The organism is Bordetella flabilis, assembly GCF_001676725.1.
GTDB lineage: Bacteria > Pseudomonadota > Gammaproteobacteria > Burkholderiales > Burkholderiaceae_B > Bordetella_C > Bordetella_C flabilis.
In genome coordinates, this window is record NZ_CP016172.1 from 29,275 (window position 1) to 47,938 (window position 18,664).

At 66.7% G+C, this 18,664-nt stretch carries 18 protein-coding genes; 4 read left to right on the forward strand and 14 right to left on the reverse strand.

From position 1 onward, the window contains the following. Positions 1 to 9 precede the first annotated feature (9 nt). From BAU07_RS00150 to BAU07_RS00160, 3 genes are all read left to right on the forward strand, one after another. On the forward strand, positions 10 to 663 hold the full coding sequence (locus BAU07_RS00150) for a cytochrome b/b6 domain-containing protein (protein ID WP_066652462.1): 654 nt from the start codon (positions 10 to 12) through the stop codon (positions 661 to 663). Then, on the forward strand, positions 656 to 1,417 hold the full coding sequence (locus tag BAU07_RS00155) for a molybdopterin-dependent oxidoreductase (protein WP_066652464.1): 762 nt from the start codon (positions 656 to 658) through the stop codon (positions 1,415 to 1,417). Before BAU07_RS00150 ends, BAU07_RS00155 begins: the two co-directional genes overlap by 8 nt. A 167-nt stretch (positions 1,418 to 1,584) precedes the next feature. Continuing rightward, positions 1,585 to 2,574, forward strand: coding sequence for an XdhC family protein (locus tag BAU07_RS00160; protein ID WP_066652470.1), 990 nt, complete (start codon positions 1,585 to 1,587; stop codon positions 2,572 to 2,574). Positions 2,575 to 2,630: 56 nt separating this feature from the next. Here BAU07_RS00160 and BAU07_RS00165 read toward each other — a convergent pair whose 3' ends face one another. The 7 genes from BAU07_RS00165 to BAU07_RS00195 all read right to left on the reverse strand — a co-directional run bounded on the left by BAU07_RS00165 (position 2,631) and on the right by BAU07_RS00195 (position 9,526). Further along, positions 2,631 to 3,530, reverse strand: coding sequence for a polysaccharide deacetylase family protein (locus BAU07_RS00165; protein WP_066652474.1), 900 nt, complete (start codon positions 3,528 to 3,530; stop codon positions 2,631 to 2,633). A gap of 72 nt (positions 3,531 to 3,602) precedes the next feature. Then, positions 3,603 to 4,313 (reverse strand): ABC transporter ATP-binding protein, encoded by a 711-nt coding sequence (locus tag BAU07_RS00170; protein ID WP_066652476.1) that lies wholly within the window; start codon positions 4,311 to 4,313, stop codon positions 3,603 to 3,605. Continuing rightward, a complete protein-coding gene (locus BAU07_RS00175) occupies positions 4,291 to 5,073 on the reverse strand; it encodes an ABC transporter ATP-binding protein (RefSeq protein WP_066652477.1) in 783 nt (260 codons plus the stop codon). The genes BAU07_RS00170 and BAU07_RS00175 overlap by 23 nt, the downstream gene beginning before the upstream one ends. Beyond that, positions 5,070 to 6,071 (reverse strand): branched-chain amino acid ABC transporter permease, encoded by a 1,002-nt coding sequence (locus tag BAU07_RS00180; protein ID WP_066652485.1) that lies wholly within the window; start codon positions 6,069 to 6,071, stop codon positions 5,070 to 5,072. Before BAU07_RS00180 ends, BAU07_RS00175 begins: the two co-directional genes overlap by 4 nt. Positions 6,072 to 6,078: 7 nt before the next feature. Beyond that, a complete protein-coding gene (locus BAU07_RS00185) occupies positions 6,079 to 6,948 on the reverse strand; it encodes a branched-chain amino acid ABC transporter permease (RefSeq protein ID WP_066664399.1) in 870 nt (289 codons plus the stop codon). A 55-nt stretch (positions 6,949 to 7,003) separates the two neighbouring features. Next, a complete protein-coding gene (locus tag BAU07_RS00190) occupies positions 7,004 to 8,182 on the reverse strand; it encodes an ABC transporter substrate-binding protein (protein ID WP_066652487.1) in 1,179 nt (392 codons plus the stop codon). 48 nt (positions 8,183 to 8,230) lie between these two features. Next, positions 8,231 to 9,526, reverse strand: coding sequence for an amidase (locus tag BAU07_RS00195; protein ID WP_066652493.1), 1,296 nt, complete (start codon positions 9,524 to 9,526; stop codon positions 8,231 to 8,233). Positions 9,527 to 9,669: 143 nt separating this feature from the next. Here BAU07_RS00195 and BAU07_RS00200 point away from each other — a divergent pair, with 143 nt between their 5' ends. Further along, the gene (locus BAU07_RS00200) at positions 9,670 to 10,560 is read left to right on the forward strand and encodes a LysR substrate-binding domain-containing protein (protein WP_066652495.1); all 891 of its coding nucleotides are present in this window, start codon (positions 9,670 to 9,672) and stop codon (positions 10,558 to 10,560) included. 31 nt (positions 10,561 to 10,591) lie between these two features. On the opposite strand, the gene BAU07_RS00205 is transcribed toward BAU07_RS00200, so the two are convergent. The 7 genes from BAU07_RS00205 to BAU07_RS00235 are packed head-to-tail and all read right to left on the reverse strand — an operon-like array spanning position 10,592 to position 18,424. Further along, positions 10,592 to 11,539: an SMP-30/gluconolactonase/LRE family protein gene (locus tag BAU07_RS00205; protein WP_198168853.1), complete on the reverse strand. Its 948-nt coding sequence runs from the start codon at positions 11,537 to 11,539 to the stop codon at positions 10,592 to 10,594. Next, on the reverse strand, positions 11,523 to 12,284 hold the full coding sequence (locus tag BAU07_RS00210; protein WP_066652499.1) for an ABC transporter ATP-binding protein: 762 nt from the start codon (positions 12,282 to 12,284) through the stop codon (positions 11,523 to 11,525). The genes BAU07_RS00205 and BAU07_RS00210 overlap by 17 nt, the downstream gene beginning before the upstream one ends. Then, entirely contained in the window at positions 12,265 to 14,091 is a 1,827-nt protein-coding gene (locus BAU07_RS00215; RefSeq protein ID WP_066652500.1) for a branched-chain amino acid ABC transporter ATP-binding protein/permease, read from the reverse strand. The genes BAU07_RS00210 and BAU07_RS00215 overlap by 20 nt, the downstream gene beginning before the upstream one ends. After that, positions 14,091 to 14,948, reverse strand: coding sequence for a branched-chain amino acid ABC transporter permease (locus BAU07_RS00220; RefSeq protein WP_066652501.1), 858 nt, complete (start codon positions 14,946 to 14,948; stop codon positions 14,091 to 14,093). Before BAU07_RS00220 ends, BAU07_RS00215 begins: the two co-directional genes overlap by 1 nt. 16 nt (positions 14,949 to 14,964) lie before the next feature. Next, entirely contained in the window at positions 14,965 to 16,155 is a 1,191-nt protein-coding gene (locus BAU07_RS00225) for an ABC transporter substrate-binding protein (RefSeq protein WP_198168854.1), read from the reverse strand. Positions 16,156 to 16,214: 59 nt separating this feature from the next. Further along, the gene (locus BAU07_RS00230; protein ID WP_066652505.1) at positions 16,215 to 17,306 is read right to left on the reverse strand and encodes a mandelate racemase/muconate lactonizing enzyme family protein; all 1,092 of its coding nucleotides are present in this window, start codon (positions 17,304 to 17,306) and stop codon (positions 16,215 to 16,217) included. After that, a complete protein-coding gene (locus tag BAU07_RS00235) occupies positions 17,303 to 18,424 on the reverse strand; it encodes a mandelate racemase/muconate lactonizing enzyme family protein (RefSeq protein ID WP_066652509.1) in 1,122 nt (373 codons plus the stop codon). The genes BAU07_RS00230 and BAU07_RS00235 overlap by 4 nt, the downstream gene beginning before the upstream one ends. Between the last annotated feature and the right edge of the window lie 240 nt (positions 18,425 to 18,664).

The window sequence follows — 18,664 nt, forward strand, 5'->3', positions numbered from 1 at the left end:
AGCCATCCTTTGAAAGCTCGTTTTGTCCCCGACGGCGGCCCATCGCCCGCCACGCGCCCGCGCGCGCGCGTCCATCCGCTATACGTGCGGCTCACGCATTGGATCAACGTCTATGCGATGGCATGCATGTTCATGAGCGGGTGGGCCATCTATAACGCGACGCCGATCTTCGGTTTCCGCTTCCCACCATGGGCCACGCTGGGCGGCTGGTTGGGCGGGGCGACCGCCTGGCACTTCGCGGTCATGTGGCTGCTGGTCGGCAACGGCCTGGTTTACCTGATCGGCAGCGTGCTGGGCGGCCATCTGCGTCGCGATTTGCTGGATGTCACGCCGCGCGCTTTCGCGCGCGACCTCGGCGCCGCGATGCGCCTGCGGCTGCCGCATGCGCCGGGGCGCTACAACGCGGTGCAGAAGGCGCTCTACCTGGGCGTGCTGGCCCTGGGCGTGTTGATCGTGCTGTCGGGCCTGGCGATCTGGAAGCCCGTGCAACTGGCCGAGCTCACGGCATTGTTCGGCGGTTTCGCGGCCGCGCGGGTCGTGCATTTCATCGCCATGGCGGGCATCGGCCTGTTCGTGGTGGTGCATCTCGCGCTGGTGGTCCTGGTGCCCCGGACCTTGCCGCCCATGATTACGGGCCGTGGCCCGGGAGTACACGATGCCTGACCGGAAACCACAAGGCCTGGTGCTGGAGCCCGCGCAGCGCAGCGCCCTGCATCGCGCACAGCGGCGCCTGCTGCTGCGCGGGGGCTTGTCCCTCGGCGCCCTGGCGATGATGAGCGGCTGCAATATGCAGGACGGCGATACCTTCGACAAGGTGCTGTGGGCGATGTCGCGCTGGAACGACCGCGTCCAGGGCTGGCTCTTCCAGCCGGGCCGGCTGGCGCCCACCTACGCCGCCGCGGACATCACCGACCCCTTCCCCTTCAATGCCTACTACCCCGAATACAGCGTGCCGGACATCGACCTGTCCACCTGGCGGCTGGAGGTCTCGGGCCTGGTCGCGGACAAGAAGGCATGGACCTTGGAGGACCTGCGCAAGCTTCCGCAGGCCAGCCAGATCACGCGCCTGATCTGCATAGAAGGTTGGAGCGCCATCGGGCAATGGAGCGGCATTCCCCTGAAGACCTTCCTGCAGCATGTCGGCGCCGACCTCACGGCGCGTTACGTCGGTTTCAAGTGCGCGGACCGCTATTACGGCAGTATCGACATGCCGACGGCGCTGCATCCGCAGACGATATTGACGCTGGATTTCGCCGGCGCCCCGCTGCCGGCCGACTATGGCATGCCGCTGCGCCTGCGCGTGCCCACCAAGCTCGGGTTCAAGAATCCGAAGCACATCATGGCGCTGTTCGTCAGCAACAGCTATCCCGGCGGGTATTGGGAAGACCAGGGCTACAACTGGTTCAGCGGTATTTGACCGGCGGCGGGGATTCGTCGCGGGACGGCCCCGGGCCAGCCGGCGCACCGCTGCTGGGCGGCGGCCCGGCCATCGACGCGGGCGGCCGGCTCTTGTAAAGTAGGCGGGCGCGGCGTCCGGCGGTTCAGGCAGCGCCGCATCTTTACGGTCTTCTCCATAGGCACTGCATGAACTCCCTGGATATCGACGTGCTGCAGCAGGCCCGCGACTGGGTCGCCGCCGGCCACCGCGTGCATCTGGTTACCGTGGTCCAGACCTGGGGCTCCGCGCCGCGGCAGGCGGGCGCCCTGGCGGCGCTGCGCGAGGATGGCCGCCTGGTCGGATCCGTGTCCGGCGGATGCGTGGAAGACGACCTGATTGGCCGTGCGCAGGCCGGCACGCTGCCCTCCGCACCCGACCGCATCACCTATGGCGTCACCGCGGACGAGGCGGCCCGCTTCGGCCTGCCCTGCGGCGGCACCTTGCGCCTGGTCGTGGAGCCGGTGGCCGACACGCAATGGCTGGACCCGGTGCTGCTGGAAGTGCGGGAACATCGCTTGATCATGCGCACGGTGGACCTGCAGACGAGCGAATGGGTGCTGGCACCGGCCGGCCCGAACGACGGCCCGGATTTCGACGGCCGGACCTTCCGGTCCGTCTACGGGCCGCATTGGCGCCTGTTGATCATCGGCGCGAACCAGACCGCCCGCGTGCTGTGCGAGATTGCCACCGCGCTCGATTTCCACGTCATCGTCTGCGACCCGCGCGAGGAGTTCCTGGCCGACTGGAACACGCCCCAGGTGACGCTGCTGACGTCGATGCCGGACGACACGGTGACGGCCATCGGCACGGACGAGCGCACCGCTATCGTCGCCGTCACCCATGATCCGAAGCTGGACGACATGGCCTTGCTGGAAGCGCTGAAGTCGCCGGCCTTCTATGTGGGCGCGCTCGGCTCCGGGCCCAACCAGGCCAAGCGTCGCGAACGTCTGCGCATGTTCGACCTGTCAGACGAGGAAATCGACCGCCTGCATGGTCCGGTGGGCCTGCGCATCGCCAGCCGTACGCCTGCCGAGATCGCGGTGGCCATTGCCGCGGAACTGGTGTGGGTGCGCAATACGCTGGGCGGGGCCGCGGCCTGCGCGCCGAATCCATCCGCCGCCTCGCGGCAGGGGTGACCGTCTGGGGGCGGACCGTCGTTCGAGCTGGCCGCGCCCCGGAATGACCGCGCCGATCAGGGCCGGGGCATGATGCCCGCCTCCAGGCCAACGCAGTGGTCATAGATTTCACCAGGCCGCGCGAACCATATCTTGTCCCGCTGCGGGTGTTCGACGATGTGCTTCAGCGCGCGCCGCAAGGCGCGCAGGCGATACGGCTGGCCGACAATCATCGTGTGCAGCGCGATGCCGCATACCAACGGCTGGCGGGCCGATTGCGCCAGCATTTCCTCGAACTGCTCGATGATCATCTGCTCGAAGTCCTGGGCCGTATGACGCCGCACCAGCATCTGCGGCGAGTCGTTGATCTCCAGCGGATACGGTACCGACATCAAGGGGCCGGACCGCGTGGTCATCCAGACCGGCTGGTCGTCGGCCGGCCAGTCCATGACGAACTTGTAGCCGGTATCGACGAGCAGTTCGGGCGTCTGCGCGCTTTGCGACATCCATGGTCCCATCCATCCACGCACTTCCTGGCCGGTGTGTTTGCGGATGGCTTCCCGTACTTCGGTCAACAGGCGCGCCTCGTCCGCGGGCCACAGATGGCCCTGGGCCTCGGCGTTCGTGCGGCCGTGGCCGATGATCTCATCGCCGCGTCGCAGAATGGGTTCGAGGACGTCGGGGCAGTAATCGAAGATCACCGTGTTCATCAGGTGCGAGGCCGGAAGCCCCAGCTCATCGAAAAGTTCCAGCAGGCGCCAGACGCCGACGCGGTTGCCATAGTCCCGCCAGGCAAACCCGCGGGCGTCCGGCTGCGGCAGTTCGGCGCCCAGGTTGTGGCCGCGCCCCGTGCCGAAGGCGAAGTGCTCGATATTCAGTCCCAGGTAAACGGCGAGTCGCTTGCCATCCGGCCAGGTGTAGTCGGGACGCTTGGTGATGGCGCTGTACGGATATCGGTCGTGGTAGGGAAGCAGCATGGATCATCCGATGAGTAAGGGTCAACGATCAGGGTCCGGTCGAGCCGGGGGGCAAGGCGGCGTCAACAAGCCCTAGACGCCCAGGAAGGCGGTTTGCACCTTGGGATCCTCGAGCAGCGCCGCCGAGGCGTCGTCGAAGACTTTTTCGCCCAATTGCAGAATGGCGGTGCGCTGGGCCACGCGCATCGCCCAATTGGCATTCTGTTCGGCAAGCACGAAGGCCAGGCCCTCGCGCTGCTGGATGTCGAGCAGGATGTCGCCGATCCGTTCGACGATGATGGGCGCCAGGCCCAGCGAGGGTTCGTCCAGCAGGAACAGCCTGGGGCCGCTCATCAGCGCGCGGCCGATGGCCAGCATCTGTTGCTCGCCGCCGGAAAGGCTGCCGGCGGTCTGCCGTGCCCTCTCCTTCAGGCGCGGGAAATACGCGAATATCTGCTCGGTCCGCTCGGCCAGGCGGTCGCCGCCACGTCCGAAGGCGCCCATCTTCAGGTTTTCCTGTACCGACAGCGAAGGAAATACGCGGCGCCCCTCGGGGGAGAAGCCGATACCCAGCTTGACGACTTCGGACGCGGCCAGGCCTTTGATGCTCTTGCCTTGCCACAGGATGTCGCCGCCGTATGTGCGCACCAGGCCGGTGATGGCCTTCAGGGTGCTGCTTTTGCCGGCCCCGTTGGAGCCGATCAGCGCGACGGTTTCCGCTTCTCCTATCGATAGATTCAGCTTGCGCGTGCCCGCGACACGACCGTAGCTCACGTCCAGATCACGCAATTCCAGCAGTGACATTCCTCGTCCCCAAGTAAGCCTCGACAACGCGCCGGTCGCGCAGGACTTCTTCCGGCTTGCCGCGCATGAGTTCCTGCCCCGCGGCGACGACGAGCAGGCGGTCGCACAGGCCGGCGATGAAGCGCATGTTGTGGTCGATGACCATGACCGTGACTCCGGATTCCCGCACGCGCAGGATGGCGTCGCGCACCTGGTCGGTTTCCTCCGCGCTGAGTCCCGCGACGGGTTCGTCCAGCATCAGCAGTTGCGGGCGCGCGGCCAGGGCGATGGCGATGCCCAGTATTTTCTGTACCCCGTACGGCAGGCTGCCGGCCTGCGCGTCCGCCACGGCCGCCAGGCCCATCCTGTCCAGCAGCTCGTCCACCAGCGCGTCGGCCGCCGCGCGCCGCGCCCGGGCGGCGCGCGAGCCGAACAGGGCCGCCAGAAAGCCGGGATAGCGGGTCAGGTAGGAACCGCGCACGATGTTTTCCCGCACGCTGCGGGCGCCGTACACCGCGGTGGACTGGAAGGTGCGCACCAGTCCTTTTTCCGTCAGTCGCGACGGCGCCATGCCGGTCACGGTTTCGCCTTTGAACACCACGGTGCCGGTGCTAGGCGGAATGACGCCACTGATCAGGTTCACCAGGGTGGTCTTGCCGGCGCCGTTCGGGCCGATCACGCCCAGGATTTCGCCCTGGTAGACCTCCAGGCTGACGTTGTCGACCGCCTTTAGTCCGCCGAAGGCGCGGCCGATGCGCTGCACATCGAGCAGCTGTGTCATGCTCGTGCCTCCTTGCGTCCACGCCATGCGCCGCGCACCAGGGCGGCAAGTCCCGCAAGCCCCGATGGAAACGACGCCATGACGATGATGAGTGCGATGCCGAACAGGATGCGCTGCACCTCGACGTAGCCGCGCAGCAGTTCGGGCAGGGCCACGAGAAAGGTGGCGCCGATGATGGGGCCTACGACATGGTACATGCCGCCAAGGACGTTCATCACGACCAGGTTCAGCGAATCGGTCATGCCGAACGTGGTGGGATCGATGTAATGCATGAAGAAGGCCAGCAGGCCACCCTGCAGGCCGACCAGCGCGCAGCCCAGCACGAAGATGCCGACCTTCAGGCGCAGCACGCGCACGCCGCTGCATTCGGCGAGGCGTGGCGCTTCGCGTATCGCATCGATGGCGCGCCCCGTCTCGGACATCAGCAACCGTATGCAGAAGGCGGCGCACAGGACCGCCGCCACCAGGGCGACATAGTATTGCGCCGTGGGCGAGCCCAGGCCGGGATGCAGGTCCGGAAGGTTGGACAAGCCGTTGGAGCCCCCCGTCATGCTTTCCCATTCGACCAGCACCAGGCGGATGATCTCGCCCAGCAGGAAGGTGACCAGCACGAAGTACTTGCCGGTCAGGCGCAGCAGTATGGGGCCGACGAGCAGCGCCAGCGCGGCCGCCGCGACCGCGCCTATGGCCAGGCCCTGCCACGGCGGCACGCCCAGGCGCAGTACCGACAGTGCGCAGGCGTAGGCGCCCACGCCCATGAAGCCGGCATGCGACAGCGAGATATGCCCGGTGCGTATGATCAGGTGCAGGCTCAGCGCACCGATCACGTTCAGCAGGATCAGCGCGCCGATCGCCAGGATGAACGCATTGTCCATGACCGCGGGCAACGCGGCCAGCACGGCCGTCGCGAGCAGTCCCGCAGCCAGGGCGGCTGGCCCGCGCGATACGCCGGCGGCGCGGCGTGCCGGCAGGGCTTGTTTCAGAGGAATATTGGACATCGCGGCCTCAGCGTTCAGGTTTTCCAAGCAGGCCCCAGGGGCGCACCACCAGCAGCGCGATCACCACGCCGAACGACACCAGCGTCGAAGTAGCCGAGCCGTAGAAAGTGGACAGGAAGCTCTCCGCGAAACCGAAGATCACGCCTCCCAGCGCGGCGCCGGGTATGCTGCCCATGCCGCCCAGGATCACCACGATGAAGGCCACCATCAGCGGCCTGTCCCCCATGAACGGGGACAGGGCATAGGTCTGCGCATAGATGGCCCCGGCGATCGCCGTCATGAAGATCGCCAGGAAGAAGGCCAACTGGTAAATGCGGCGGGTATTGACGCCCTGCGCTTCGGCGATCTCGATGTCCTCCGACGCCGCGCGCACCGCGAGGCCATAGCGGCTCAGGCTCATGAACGCCCAGAACGCCAGCAGCACGACGATCGCGATGCCGATAATCATCAGTTTGTCGGCCGGAATGAAAACGGGGCCGAGTGTGATCATGGCGTCCATCGCGGCGGGCACGGAGCGCTCGTACACGTCCCACACCAGCACGCTGGTGTAGACGATGGCGATGTCCAGCCCCAGCAGGCCGATCATGCTCTGGAACATCTTCTGGTAGAAGCGGCGGAATACCAGCCATTCCAGGACCAGGCTCAGGCTGGCGACGCTCAGGCCCGCCAGCACGATGGCAACCACGTAGGGCAGCTTGAATTCGCCAAAGAAATAATGCAGCGCGTAGCCGCCCAGCATGGCGAAGCTGCCATGCGCGAAATTGACCACTTTCATGATGCCGAACAGCAGCGTGAATCCCAGCGCAATCAATACATAGATCGCACTCAGGCTCAGGCCGTTGATCAGCACCTGCGTCATGACCGGTGCGGAAAACATGGGGTCCCCTGGAAGGCGGAGCAGGCGGCGCGGCATACCCGCGCCGTTGTGTGGCTTATTCCCTGACGGGCGTCAGCGTGGCCAGCGTGTGCGGCTTGCCGTCCTTGATCTCGGTGATCCAGAACTTGTTCAGCAATTGATGGTTGACGCCATAGGCTTTCTCGCCGCCCCACACCACGGGACCATAGATGCCGGCATCGAAGCCGCCCAGCCCTTCCAGTGCGGTGCGCACCTTGTCGGTGTCGGTGACCGTACCGGCCGTCTCCAGCGCCTTGAACAGGATGCGCGCGGAGTTGTACCAGCCCGGCGTCTGCGCATTGATCACGCCGCTCCAGCGCTTTTTGTACGCGTCGACGAACTTCTGCGCGCCAGGCTCGCGGAAGTCGAACACGTCATAGGACATGAAGCCTTCGGCATAGGGTCCGGCGATGTCGTTGATCTCGTCGATGCCCGGTCCGCCAACTTGCCAGATGACGCCCTTGAAACCGATCTGGCGTGCCTGCTTGACCAGCAGTCCCGCTTCGCCGGGGGCGTTCAGGTTCAGGTCCAGCAGATCCACGCCCTGCGCCATCATGCGCGTGAGCAGCGGCGTGAATTCCTTGCTGCCGCGCTCGTAGCTTTCCGACCAAACCTGGTAGCCGTTGTCCTTGTATGTCTGGCCGAGCGTGGGCATAACAACCTGTCCGGTCGCATCGTTGGGAACGATGAGGGCTACCTTCTTCAGCTTGGGCCGGGTCTCTTTCAGCCACTTCACCATGGCGGGGCCGAATTCGACGTTGCTGTTCATGGAGCGGAAGTTGTAGCCGTCCTTGCCGCTGTTTTTCAGGATCTCGGGCGCATAGCCGTTGGAGAGAACGATGGTCTTGGCCTGGTTGGTGATGGGTACGACCGCCATGACCGACGGTGTGCCGATCGGGCCAATGATGAACTTGACCTTGTCGTAGTTGACCAGGCGCTCGGCCGCCGTGCGGCCGCCCGTGGCGCTGTACTTGTCGTCGTACATGACGAGTTCGGGCTTGTAGGTCTTGCCGCCGATCTTCAGGCCGCCACCGGCGTTGGCTTCGTCGATCGCCATCTGCACGCCGCGCTGCACGGCCAGGCCCCACGCGGTGCCGCCACCCGACAACGGGCCGATGCCACCGATCTTCAAGGTCTCCTGCGCGTGCGCAGACACCGCCAGGCTGGCGCCTACGGCGGCCAACATGAATTTTCCGACCAGCTTCGTTGATTGCATGAGAACTTCCCCTTGTCGTTGATGACAGTGCGGTTGGCGATTAAGGCTTCAGCCGGCCTGGCCGGGCCCCGGTACCGGCCCCAGCACCGACGTGGCGAAACGCGCGGCGGCCAGCAGCCGCGTGTCCTGGCCGTAGGGGCCGACCAATTGCGCGCCCAGCGGCAGCCCGCCCGGCCCGATGTCCAGCGGGAAGGACACGCAGGGCAGGTGCAGCAATGTCCAGATCGCGCCGTAGCGAGGCGAGCCCGAATAGTCGTGGCCGGCCTCGGCTTCGCCCTCGGCCGCCGGGTACAGCAGCACATCGCAGGAGTCGAAAAGGGCGCGGGCGCGGGCCCGCATCTGCGCCACGTGTTGCAGCGTGGCGGTGTATTCGTCCAGGCCGATGTCGGCGCCGGCACGCAGGCGAGCCTGCAGACGCGGGCTGAGCAGCGCTTCGTTGGACAGGCGTTCCTGTGCCAATGCCTGGCGCGCCTCGAAGGCGAACAGGCGCAGCTGCATGGATTCCAGGGCCTCGAATTCCGCGGGCAGCCAGAAGCGGCTGACCTGGGCGCCTGCCCTTTCCAGGCGGGCGGCGGCCTGATCGATGGCGGCGATCGTCGACGCATGCGCGTAGTCCCACTGGCGCGACAGGCAGACGCCGATGCGCGGTCGCAGCGCAGTGCCCGCCATGACGTCATGCGCGCCGTGCAGGCCCAGCGTAAAAAACGCGGCGTCCGCGACATCGCGGGTGATGACGCCGACCGTGTCCTGGGAGGGACTCAGCGCCTTCATGCCGGCGCTTGCGATCAGGCCGAAGCTGGGCTTGTAACCCACCACGCCGCAGTAGATGGCGGGGCGGACGATGGAGCCGGTGGTCTGCGTACCGAAGGCCACCGGCACCATATAGTCGGCCACGGCCGCGGCCGATCCGCTGGAAGAGCCTCCCGGTGTGTGGGTCACCCGCAAGGGGTTGACTGCCTTGCTGGGTGTCTGGGTGGCGAACTCCCCGGTCGCCACCTTGCCGACCAGTACGCCGCCGCGGTGACGCGCCAGCGCGACGCAGCCGGCGTCCGTCGCGGGACGATGTCCGCGGTAGATCGGCGACCCGTACTCGGTGGGGTAGTCGACGGTATCGAAGATGTCCTTGGCCGCGAACGGGATGCCGCGCAACGGGCCGGTGGCGGCCTCGGCCTGGCGCGCGCCCGCCAGCGCCAGGGCGGGATCACAGGCCACGAAGGCCCGTACTTCGTCATTGCGTTCGGCGATCCGGTCCAGGCAAGCCTGCACGATGGCGGTGGACGTGGCGTCGCCTCGTTCGATGGCGGCGGCGGCTTCCCACGCGGTCAGATGATTCAGAGGTTTCACGACAACGTTCCGTGGAGAATGTGCCTTCGGTGGGGCGGAAGCGCCCGGGCACACGGACTACTTTATGGACCGTGCATTGATATGTCTAATACAATCTTCCCGCATTACTAAGACGAAGATCGACCTAATAGTCCGGGAAAACGATGCCCCTGCTGTCACGTGCCGTGCGCGCGTTTGTTGCGGTTGCCGAGGAACTGCATTTCGGGCGCGCGGCCATCCGGCTCAACATCAGCCAGCCGCCCTTGAGCCAATTGATACGCCAGTTCGAGGCCCATGTCGGCACGGAACTGTTCGTGCGTTCGACGCGTTCCGTGCGGTTGACACAGGCCGGCGAAGTGCTGCTGCACCGCGCGCGCCGCCTGGTCGAGGACAACGAATCCATCCTGCGCGCCGTGCGCCGCGCCGGCAGCGGCGACGCCGGGCGGCTCGCGGTGGGGTTTGTCAGTACGGCCGCGTACCGGGTGCTGCCGGGCGCGCTGTCGCGTTACCGCGCCAAGTATCCCGACGTGGAATTGATGCTGTTCGAGGAATTGACCAATGTCCTGACGGACAAGCTGATGGCCGGCACCATCGACCTGGCCATATTTCGCCGCTTGCCGCGCGCCATCGAGCCGGAACTGGTTTTCGAGCGGGTGCATCGGGAGAAGCTGGTTCTGGCCATGCCGGCCGACCATCCCTGCGCCCAACTGCCACAGGTGCCGATGGCAAGCCTGGATGGCCAGCCGCTGGTGGGCTTTCACCAGGAGGCGTCCTCGTACTTCAACGCCATACAGATGCGCCTGTTCCGCGACCACAATGTGCGGCCGCGCATCGTCTATGAAAGCGTGCTGCCGACCCTGCTGGCCCTGGTCGAAGGCGGCATGGGCGTGGCCCTGGTACCGGAATCCGCAGCGGGGCTACGAAGCTCCGGCGTGGCCTACCGTCCGCTGGCGGGCCTGCCCGGCGCTTTCGACGTAGACCTGTATTGCGCGCGCCGGCCCGATAACCTGAATCCGACGGCGCAGGCGTTTGCGCGCATCCTGCAACAGGCCTAGCGCGGTCCGATTGCGGGGCCGCTTCGCCGGCTCAGGAACCGGCGGGCACCGCGCCTCGGGTATTCACGTACAGGGCGTACAGCGACTTGCCCGCCGCCATGAAGAGCCGGTTGCGATGTAGTCCGCCGAAGCACAGGTTGGCGCAACGCTCGGGCAGGTGGATGTGGCCGATGCGCGTGCCGTCCGGGGCGAACACCACCACGCCGTCCAGTGCTTCCGATCCCATGCCCCAGCCGCACCACAGGTTGCCGTCGACGTCGCAGCGTATGCCGTCCGAGGTGCCGGGTCCGCAGTCGATGAAGGTGCGGCCTTCGCCCAGGCTGCGGCCATCGGCGGCCACCTTGTGGACGGTGATCAGGCGATGGGGCGTGGCGCGCGATTCGACCAGGTACAGGAGCCGCTCGTCCGGCGAGAAGCACAGTCCGTTGGGGCCATCGGCGTGGTCATGGACCACGACCAGCTCGCCGGACCCTGGATCGAGGCGATAGACGCAGGCCGGCAATTCCTGCGCGGCGGGCTTTCCCTCGTACCAGCCGCCCAGGCCGAACGGCGGGTCGGTGAACCAGATCGAGCCATCCGACTTCACCACCACATCGTTGGGCGAGTTCAGCCGCTTGCCTTCGTAGCGGTCCGCCAGCACGGTGATGCTGCCATCGTATTCGGTACGCGTGATGCAGCGCCCTTCGTGCGAGCAGGTGACCAGCCGCCCTTGCAGGTCGCGTGTATTGCCGTTGGCGTTGCGCGACGGCTGGCGGAACACGCTGAATGTCCCGGTCGCCTCATCCCAGCGCATGATGCGATCGTTCGGGATATCGCTGACCAGCAGATACCGGCCGTCGCCGAACCACACCGGCCCTTCCGCCCAGCGCATGCCGTCGCCCAGTTTTTCGACGGCGGCGTTGAAGTGCACATAGCGGGAAAAGCGCGGATCGATGATTTCGATGCGCGGATCGGGATAGCGTTCACTGGGTTGCCACACGGCCATGGTCTCCAAAATATGCCCGCTCCAGGCGTGCGGCCAGGTCGGCTTCCCGCGTGCTGGCCTGCATGGCGATACGGCCCTGCGCCAGCGCGTACACGCGGTCGGCCAGCGCCAGGGCCTTTTCCACCAGTTGCTCGACCAGCACGATGGCGGTGCCCTGCTCGCGCAACTGCCGCGCGACCGTCAACACGCGGTCCACCAGCACAGGCGACAAGCCGGCGGACGGTTCGTCGAGTATGAGCAGGCGGGGCCGTTTGACCAACCCCTGCGCGACAACCAGCATCTGCTGCTGGCCACCGCTGAGGGCGCCGGCGCGATCATGGCGCTTGGCCGCGATCTCCGGGAAAAAGTGCAGCGCTTCCTCGATCCGCATGCGCCGTTCTGCTCGCGGCACATCGTAGCCGGCCAACATCAGGTTGTCGATGACGCTCTGCTGCGTGAAGACGCGGTGCCCTTCGATGACATGCACCAGCCCCGCGCGCGCGGCGTCGCGTGGGTTGGCGCGGCTGAGGTCGGTGCCGCCGAACGCCACGCTGCCTGCCGTCAAAGGCAGCAGGCCGGAGATCGCCCGCATCAGGGTGCTCTTGCCCGCGCCATTGGGGCCCAGGATCGCGACGATCTCGCGCGCGCCCACGTCCAGGTCGATCCCGTGCAGGATGCCGATCTTGCCGTAGCCCGCATCCAGGCCCCTTACGGACAGCAAGGAGGCCGCCGAATTCACGTCATCCGCCGAGGTATGCACTGACCACCTCCTTGTGTTCGCGCACCTGCGCCGGCGTGCCGTCGGCCAGGACGCGGCCCAGGTTCAGGACCGTCACGTGGTCGCAGATATCGAAGATCAGGTCGGCGTGGTGCTCCACCAGAAGCACGCCGGTGCCGTGCCGGCTGATGTGCTGGATAAGGTCGCCCAGGCGGCGGATCTCTTCCGCCGCCAGTCCCGCGGCCGGTTCGTCCAGCAGCAGAAAGGCCGGACGCAGCACCAGCGCGCGGGCGATCTCCAGGAAGCGCAGTTCGCTGTGTTGCAGGCGATCGGCGCGCACGTCGGCCAGCGCGGCCAACCCCACGGTCTGCAAGGCGTGGCGCGCGGCCGCATCCAGGGCGGCCTCGTCCCGGCCATGGCGCGGCAGGCGCAGCAGCGTTTCGATAAAAGAAGCCCGGCCCTGCAGGGTGCCGCCGATCATGACGTTCTGCAGCACCGACGCTTCGCCTATGATGCGCGGCGTCTGGTAGGTGCGGGCAATGCCGCGCGGGGCGCGCTGCAGCGGCTTGCCCATAGGCAGCGGCTGGCCGTCCAGGGACAGCGTGCCGGCCTCCGGTGTGCAGTACCCGGAGATGACGTTCAGCGTCGTGGTCTTGCCGCTGCCGTTCGGACCGATCAGGCCATGCACCTGTCCCGGCGCGATGGACAGGCTCAGGCCGTCGATGGCTCGCACGCCGCCAAAGCTCAATACGATGTCACGCAGCGCGATGCCGGTGCCCGTGGGGGGGGCGACCAGCAACTGCGCCAGTGGCCCGGGGTTGGGCACGATCGCGCGGTTCGCAGGCAGGGGGCGGCGGCTGCGGAAGTCCAGCAGGGCCGCGATACCGCCCGGCGCCGCCAGCACGATGATCAGCAACATCAGCGCGTACAGGAAGTTGGACCATGCGGCCAGCGGCGCGGCGATCTCCGGCAGCACGGTCAGGATCACCGTGCCGAGCAAGGGACCGAGTATGGAGCCGCGCCCGCCGATCAGAATGGAGATGAAGAACAGCACCGACAATTCGAAGGTGAATGCGTCCGGAGTGATATAGGTTTGCAGCGAGGCGAACAGGCCGCCGGCCACCGCCGCCAGCACACCGCTGAAGACGAACACGATGGAGAGCAGGCGCACCTTGGAGATCCCGCTCGCCTCGGCGGCGACCTCGGCGTCGCGCACGGCGATCAGGCCACGTCCGAAGCGGCTGCGCGCCACATTGGATGTCAGCGCGGTGCACACCACTGCCACGGCCAGGCACAGGTAGTACAGGCCGAGTTCGCTGTCGAAGGGCGCGGGCAGCGCCGGGCCGGGCAGGCCGATTCCGCCGCCGGTGACGTTTTGCCAGGCCAGCGCGATCTGCGTCACGATGGTGGCGAAGCCCAGCGTCGCCATGGCGAAGTAGAACGTGCGCAGGCGCAGGGCGGGCAGGCCGACGATCAGGCCGAAGACCCCGCCGCCTGCGCCGGCGCAGACCAGCGCCAGCAAGGGAGGCACGGCCGGCAGCACATTGCCCCCCGCGAGCACGCTGGTGATATACGCGCCCAGCGTCAGCAGGGCCACATAGCCGATCGCCAGTTGGCCGGCATAGCCGACAATGAGATTCAGGCCGGAGACCAGGATCCAATAGACGGCCGCGCGCGTCGCGATCACTGTCCAGTAGGTATTGCCGGCCAAGGGCAGCAGCGCGGCGAGCGCGAAGATCGCCATGAAGGGCAGGACGTAGTGCCAGGTCGAGGCCGCGGCGCGCGGCAAGGCCGTGGGGCCGTGTGCCGGCGCCGCGATGCGCCCGTGCAGTTCGCTATCGGCTGCCATCACACTCTCCGCGCGGTGGATGTGCCGAACAGGCCCTGCGGCACCGCCAGCAGGACCACGATGAACAGCACGAAGACCGCGATCGACGCGAATACGCCGCCCACGGTGAAATTCGCGGCCTGCTGGAAAAGCCCGAGGGCGAGGCCGCCGACCAGGGCGCCGCGGTTGTTGCCCAGGCCGCCCAGCGCGACCGGCACGAATCCGTAGAAATTCAGCAGCGTGCCATTGGCGAAGAAGGCCAGCATCAACTGTCCGCTCGCAAAGCCCGCGATGCCGCCGATGACGGCGGCCAACGCGTAGCTCCAGACCCGCAGGCGGCGTTCGGGCAGGCCCAGGGCGCGCGCTGCGAAGTTATCCTCGGCCACGGCCAGGAAAGCCATGCCGACCAGCGTGCGGCGATAGAGGTATTCCAGGCCCAGCACCACCAGCGCGCAAGCAATTACCGGCAACCAGAATTTTTCATCCCAGATGCCGGCGCCCAGGCCGAACAGGCGTGGAAAAGGTTGCGGTTCGGTGCCCCATTCGATTGCCGTGACCTGTTGGATCATCAGCGCCAGCGCCAGCGTGGACAATACGTACAGGTGCTGGTCCAGGCTCTTGAGCACCGGCCGCACGGCGACGAACTCGGTCACGATTCCCACCACCGCGCAGGCCGCCAGGGTCGCGACAAAGCCGAGCAGCGGCGGCAGGCCCAGCTTGAGTATGAACAGCGAGCCGAGCACGCCGCCGAGCATGCCCAGCTGTCCCGCGGTGAAGCTCATCACGCGCGAGGTCGCGAACATGGTGTTGTAGGTGATGCCGATGAGCGCGTAGACCGCGCCCATGGCCAGGCCGGATGCGATGATGGAACCAAGCATCGTTGCGCTCCCAGGTTCAGGCGTAGCCGGGCGCGAGCGCGAAGGTGCCATGGCGGGCCGAATTGGCCGCCGACATGACCACGTCGGCGGTGGGATAGCCGTCGTGCTGCGTCGGGGAATACCGGTAATCGCCGAAGTATCCGGGATAGGGGTTCAGCGTATTCCAGTAGGCGATGATTTCCTTGGGCGCCGCGCCGCTTTCCTGCACCGCGCGGGCCACCATCGATATCGCGTCGTAGCCCGCGGTAACCCACCAGAACAGCGTGTCGTCCAGCTTGACCTTGCCCTGGACCTTGTCGACGAATTCCTGGGAGCGGGCGGGCAGCTTGCCGCTGGCGTCATAGCTGCAGCTCTTGTAGCCGACCGCATAGACCTTGTCCCAGTTCTGCGGCTTGGCCAGCAGGCCGCGGATTTCGCCCGACGCCATGGACGGGTGGCCGGCGAAGATCACGTCCCAGTTCATTTCGGCGCGGGCATTGAACAGGCGTGCCTCCATCCCGGTCGATACGCTCCAGATGACGATGACCTGCGCCCCGGCGTTGCGCGCGCGTGTCATGTCCGGAGTCATGTCGGGCTGCGTCGCGTCGATATTGTTGCTGTAGACCACTTCCGCGCCGTCTTTCTTGAAGTTGGCGACGCAGGTCTTGACCGCGCTGACGCCGTAGCCCGTGGTGTCGCCGATCACGGCGATCTTGTTGACCTTCAGCACCTTGAGGCAATAGTTGCGTACGGCGTCGTCCCACTGTGCATTGGAGGGCGCGATGCGAAAGGCGTTCGGAAATTTTTTCGGATCGATCAGGCTGTCGATGACGCAGGGATGGATGTTGGGAATGCCCGCGCGCGCCATGATCGGTGTGACGGCCAGCGATTCGCCGGAATTGGTGGGGCCCCAGATGGCATGGACTTTCTGGGAGTTGATCATCTCCTGCGTGGCATTGACCGCCTTGGTGGGGTCGCCCTGGGTGTCTCGCGTGATGATCTCGATCTTGCGGCCCTTGACGCCGCCCGCCGCGTTGAGCGCTTCCGCGGCGAAGTTGACGCCGCGATCGAAACCGACGCCCGGGGCGGAGCTCGGGCCCGTGAGCGCGGCCAGCCAGCCTATGCGCAGCGGCTCGCTGGCCGCGCGCGCCCAGCGCGGGGCGCCGATGGCCGACGCACCGAGCATTCCGGTGGTTGCAAGAACGAAATTCCGACGCGATAGAGGCATGGTATTTCCTTGATAGAGCGGCCAGAGGCGTTGCAAAGGCGGTCGTGCGGGGCGCCCGGTCAGCGACGGGCGTTGTGCAATTCGGCGATGCGCCGGGCGTCGAAGGAGAAGCCCCATCCGGGCCGCTCGGGCACGACGGCGTCGCCATCGACGAATTCCAGCCGCTCGCGGTACAGCGACGAGAACCAGGGCATGTATTCCAGGTAGATGGCGTTGGCCAGGGCGCCCAGCACCTGGATGCTGGTTTCGGGGAACAGGTGGCTCGATACGGGAACGTCGTGGCTTTCGGCCATATGGCCGACACGCATAAATTCGCTGACGCCGCCGACCCGCTGCAAGTCGGGCATCAGTACGTCCGCGCTGCGCTGCGCCAGCATGCTGCGAAAGCCGTAGCGGGTGTACTCGGTTTCCCCGCTGGCGATGGGCGTGTCCAGCGCGGCGGCCACGCGGGCCACGCCTTCCAGGTCCCAAGCGGGCAGCGGTTCCTCGAACCAGGTCAGGTTGTGCGGTTCCAGCATGCGGCCCAGCCGGATCGCCTGTGCCTCGTTCAAGCCCTGGTTGGCATCGGCCATCAGGCGGACGTCGGGGCCGATCGCTTCGCGCACGGCACGTACCCGATCGGCATCCTGGCGGGGGTCGGGCATGCCGAGCCGCATCTTCACGGCCTTGAACCCAGAGGCCACCATGTCCTGCGCCTCGCGTGCCAGCGCATCGATATCGCGGTCCAGCCAAAGCCCGCCGCTGTGGTAGGCGGGCAGGCGGTCGCGCGCCCCGCCCAGCAAGCGGTACAGCGGCATGTCGGCGGCCTTGCCGGCGATATCCCACAGCGCTCCGTCGATGGCCGAGATGCCCATGACGGGCACGCCCTTGTGGCCGAAGAAATTGATGTCCTTCCAGGCTCGTGCCCAGAAGCCGGCGATGTGCCCGGCGTCGCGGCCCACCACCAGGTCGGCGAGCTCCTCCACCATGTGCTGCAGGACGCCGGTGCGCCGGTCGTTCAAGGTGAAGACCAGGTTCTCGCCGACGATGCCGTTGTCGGTGTAGGCGTATACCAGCACGACGCCGCAGCTGTGTATGGGGCCCAGCGCGCTTTGGATCGGCCGCTCCAGCGGCAGCGCGATGGCGCGGGTCTCCAGGCGTTCTATCTTCATGCATGCCTCTCGCGCGTGATGTGCGGATTGCCGACCCGGTAGCGTGCCAGCACGGCCGGATCGGGGTCGCAGCCCAGGCCGGGCCCTTGCGGCACCGCCACGTGGCCATTGCGCGCACGGACCCAGGGGTCGAAGGGGTTGGCTTCCATGTCCAGCCACAGGACCTCGATCAGCGGCTTGTTCGGCAGGGCGGCCGCGATATGCAATGTGGCGACGAAGCCCGGCCCGAAGTATGGCGAGTGCGGCACGGTTTCGACGCCGTGCGTTTGGCACAGCGCCGCGACGCGCATGGCTTCGCCGATGCCGCCGATCTTCGTGACGCTGGGCTGCGCGATATCCAGTGCCCCGGCCTCGAGCAGCAGGCGAAAGCCATGCGGGCCCGCGACGTTCTCGCCGGCGGCGATGGGAATCCCGCGCTGGCGCACGCGCGCCAGGCCCAGGGTATCTTCCGGCGGCCACACCGGTTCTTCCAGCCAATACATGCCTTCTCCGCGCAGCGTGTCGGCCATGCGTACGGCGGTGGGCACATCCCAGGCGCAGTTGGTGTCCAGCATGATGGCGACCTCGTCGCCGGCGGCCGCCTGCGCGGCGCGGACGGAACTATGCGTGACCTCGTGCAGCTTGACGTGCCGATAACCCTGTTGCACCGCGGCCGCCGTGTTGCGTGCCACCAGCGTGTCGTCGCTGTAATTCAGCAGGCTGGCGTAGGCAGGCAATTGCGCGCACGGCGCGGCGCCGAGCAGTCGATGCACGGGTTGATTGCAACGCTTGCCCAGCAGGTCCCACAGTGCGATCTCCACGCCGGACCAGGCATAGACATAGGCGCCGTTGCGGCCCAGCAAGTGGGTGGCGTGCAGCACGCGGCGCGTCAGGCCGGTGATGTCGCCGGCATCCTGGCCGATGACCAGTGGCGCGACGATGGTGTCCAGGGCGGCGCGGGTGGACGGAATGGCGGCGTGGCCAAAGGCCTCGCCCCAGCCGACCAGGCCGTCCTCGGTTTCGACACGGACCAGCAGGATGTCGAGACGATCCCACAAGGCGCCCGCGAAACGCTGGTACGGACCACCCATGTCGAAAGGCAGCGATACAACTTCGGACGCGATGGATACGATGTTCATGCGTCGCGGCCCGGGGGCTTCGCCATGTGTCTCCTCCTGGCGTTTTATCGTCCTGCGCGTTTGCGCGGCGGTATTTGCACACGAGGATAGGGAGGCGGCTAGATAAAATCAATTCAGCCGGACTAATTTCCGCATAAGCTGTCCTTATGTGCCAGGCGGCTTTCGCTCCACGGATCCCGCCTGGACAAACCGGCGTCGCACACCACTACAAGGCCTGCCGGCGGCCACGAGAACCAAGGA

Excerpts from the sequence above, each read along its gene's own strand:
- BAU07_RS00155 (WP_066652464.1), top strand. The coding sequence starts at position 656 with ATGCCTGACCGGAAACCACAAGGCCTGGTGCTGGAGCCCGCGCAGCGC.
- BAU07_RS00160 (WP_066652470.1), top strand. The coding sequence starts at position 1,585 with ATGAACTCCCTGGATATCGACGTGCTGCAGCAGGCCCGCGACTGGGTC.
- BAU07_RS00165 (WP_066652474.1), bottom strand. The coding sequence starts at position 3,530 with ATGCTGCTTCCCTACCACGACCGATATCCGTACAGCGCCATCACCAAG.
- BAU07_RS00170 (WP_066652476.1), bottom strand. The coding sequence starts at position 4,313 with ATGTCACTGCTGGAATTGCGTGATCTGGACGTGAGCTACGGTCGTGTC.
- BAU07_RS00175 (WP_066652477.1), bottom strand. The coding sequence starts at position 5,073 with ATGACACAGCTGCTCGATGTGCAGCGCATCGGCCGCGCCTTCGGCGGA.
- BAU07_RS00180 (WP_066652485.1), bottom strand. The coding sequence starts at position 6,071 with ATGTCCAATATTCCTCTGAAACAAGCCCTGCCGGCACGCCGCGCCGCC.
- BAU07_RS00185 (WP_066664399.1), bottom strand. The coding sequence starts at position 6,948 with ATGTTTTCCGCACCGGTCATGACGCAGGTGCTGATCAACGGCCTGAGC.
- BAU07_RS00190 (WP_066652487.1), bottom strand. The coding sequence starts at position 8,182 with ATGCAATCAACGAAGCTGGTCGGAAAATTCATGTTGGCCGCCGTAGGC.
- BAU07_RS00200 (WP_066652495.1), top strand. The coding sequence starts at position 9,670 with ATGCCCCTGCTGTCACGTGCCGTGCGCGCGTTTGTTGCGGTTGCCGAG.
- BAU07_RS00215 (WP_066652500.1), bottom strand. The coding sequence starts at position 14,091 with ATGGCAGCCGATAGCGAACTGCACGGGCGCATCGCGGCGCCGGCACAC.
- BAU07_RS00220 (WP_066652501.1), bottom strand. The coding sequence starts at position 14,948 with ATGCTTGGTTCCATCATCGCATCCGGCCTGGCCATGGGCGCGGTCTAC.
- BAU07_RS00225 (WP_198168854.1), bottom strand. The coding sequence starts at position 16,155 with ATGCCTCTATCGCGTCGGAATTTCGTTCTTGCAACCACCGGAATGCTC.
- BAU07_RS00230 (WP_066652505.1), bottom strand. The coding sequence starts at position 17,306 with ATGAAGATAGAACGCCTGGAGACCCGCGCCATCGCGCTGCCGCTGGAG.
- BAU07_RS00235 (WP_066652509.1), bottom strand. The coding sequence starts at position 18,424 with ATGAACATCGTATCCATCGCGTCCGAAGTTGTATCGCTGCCTTTCGAC.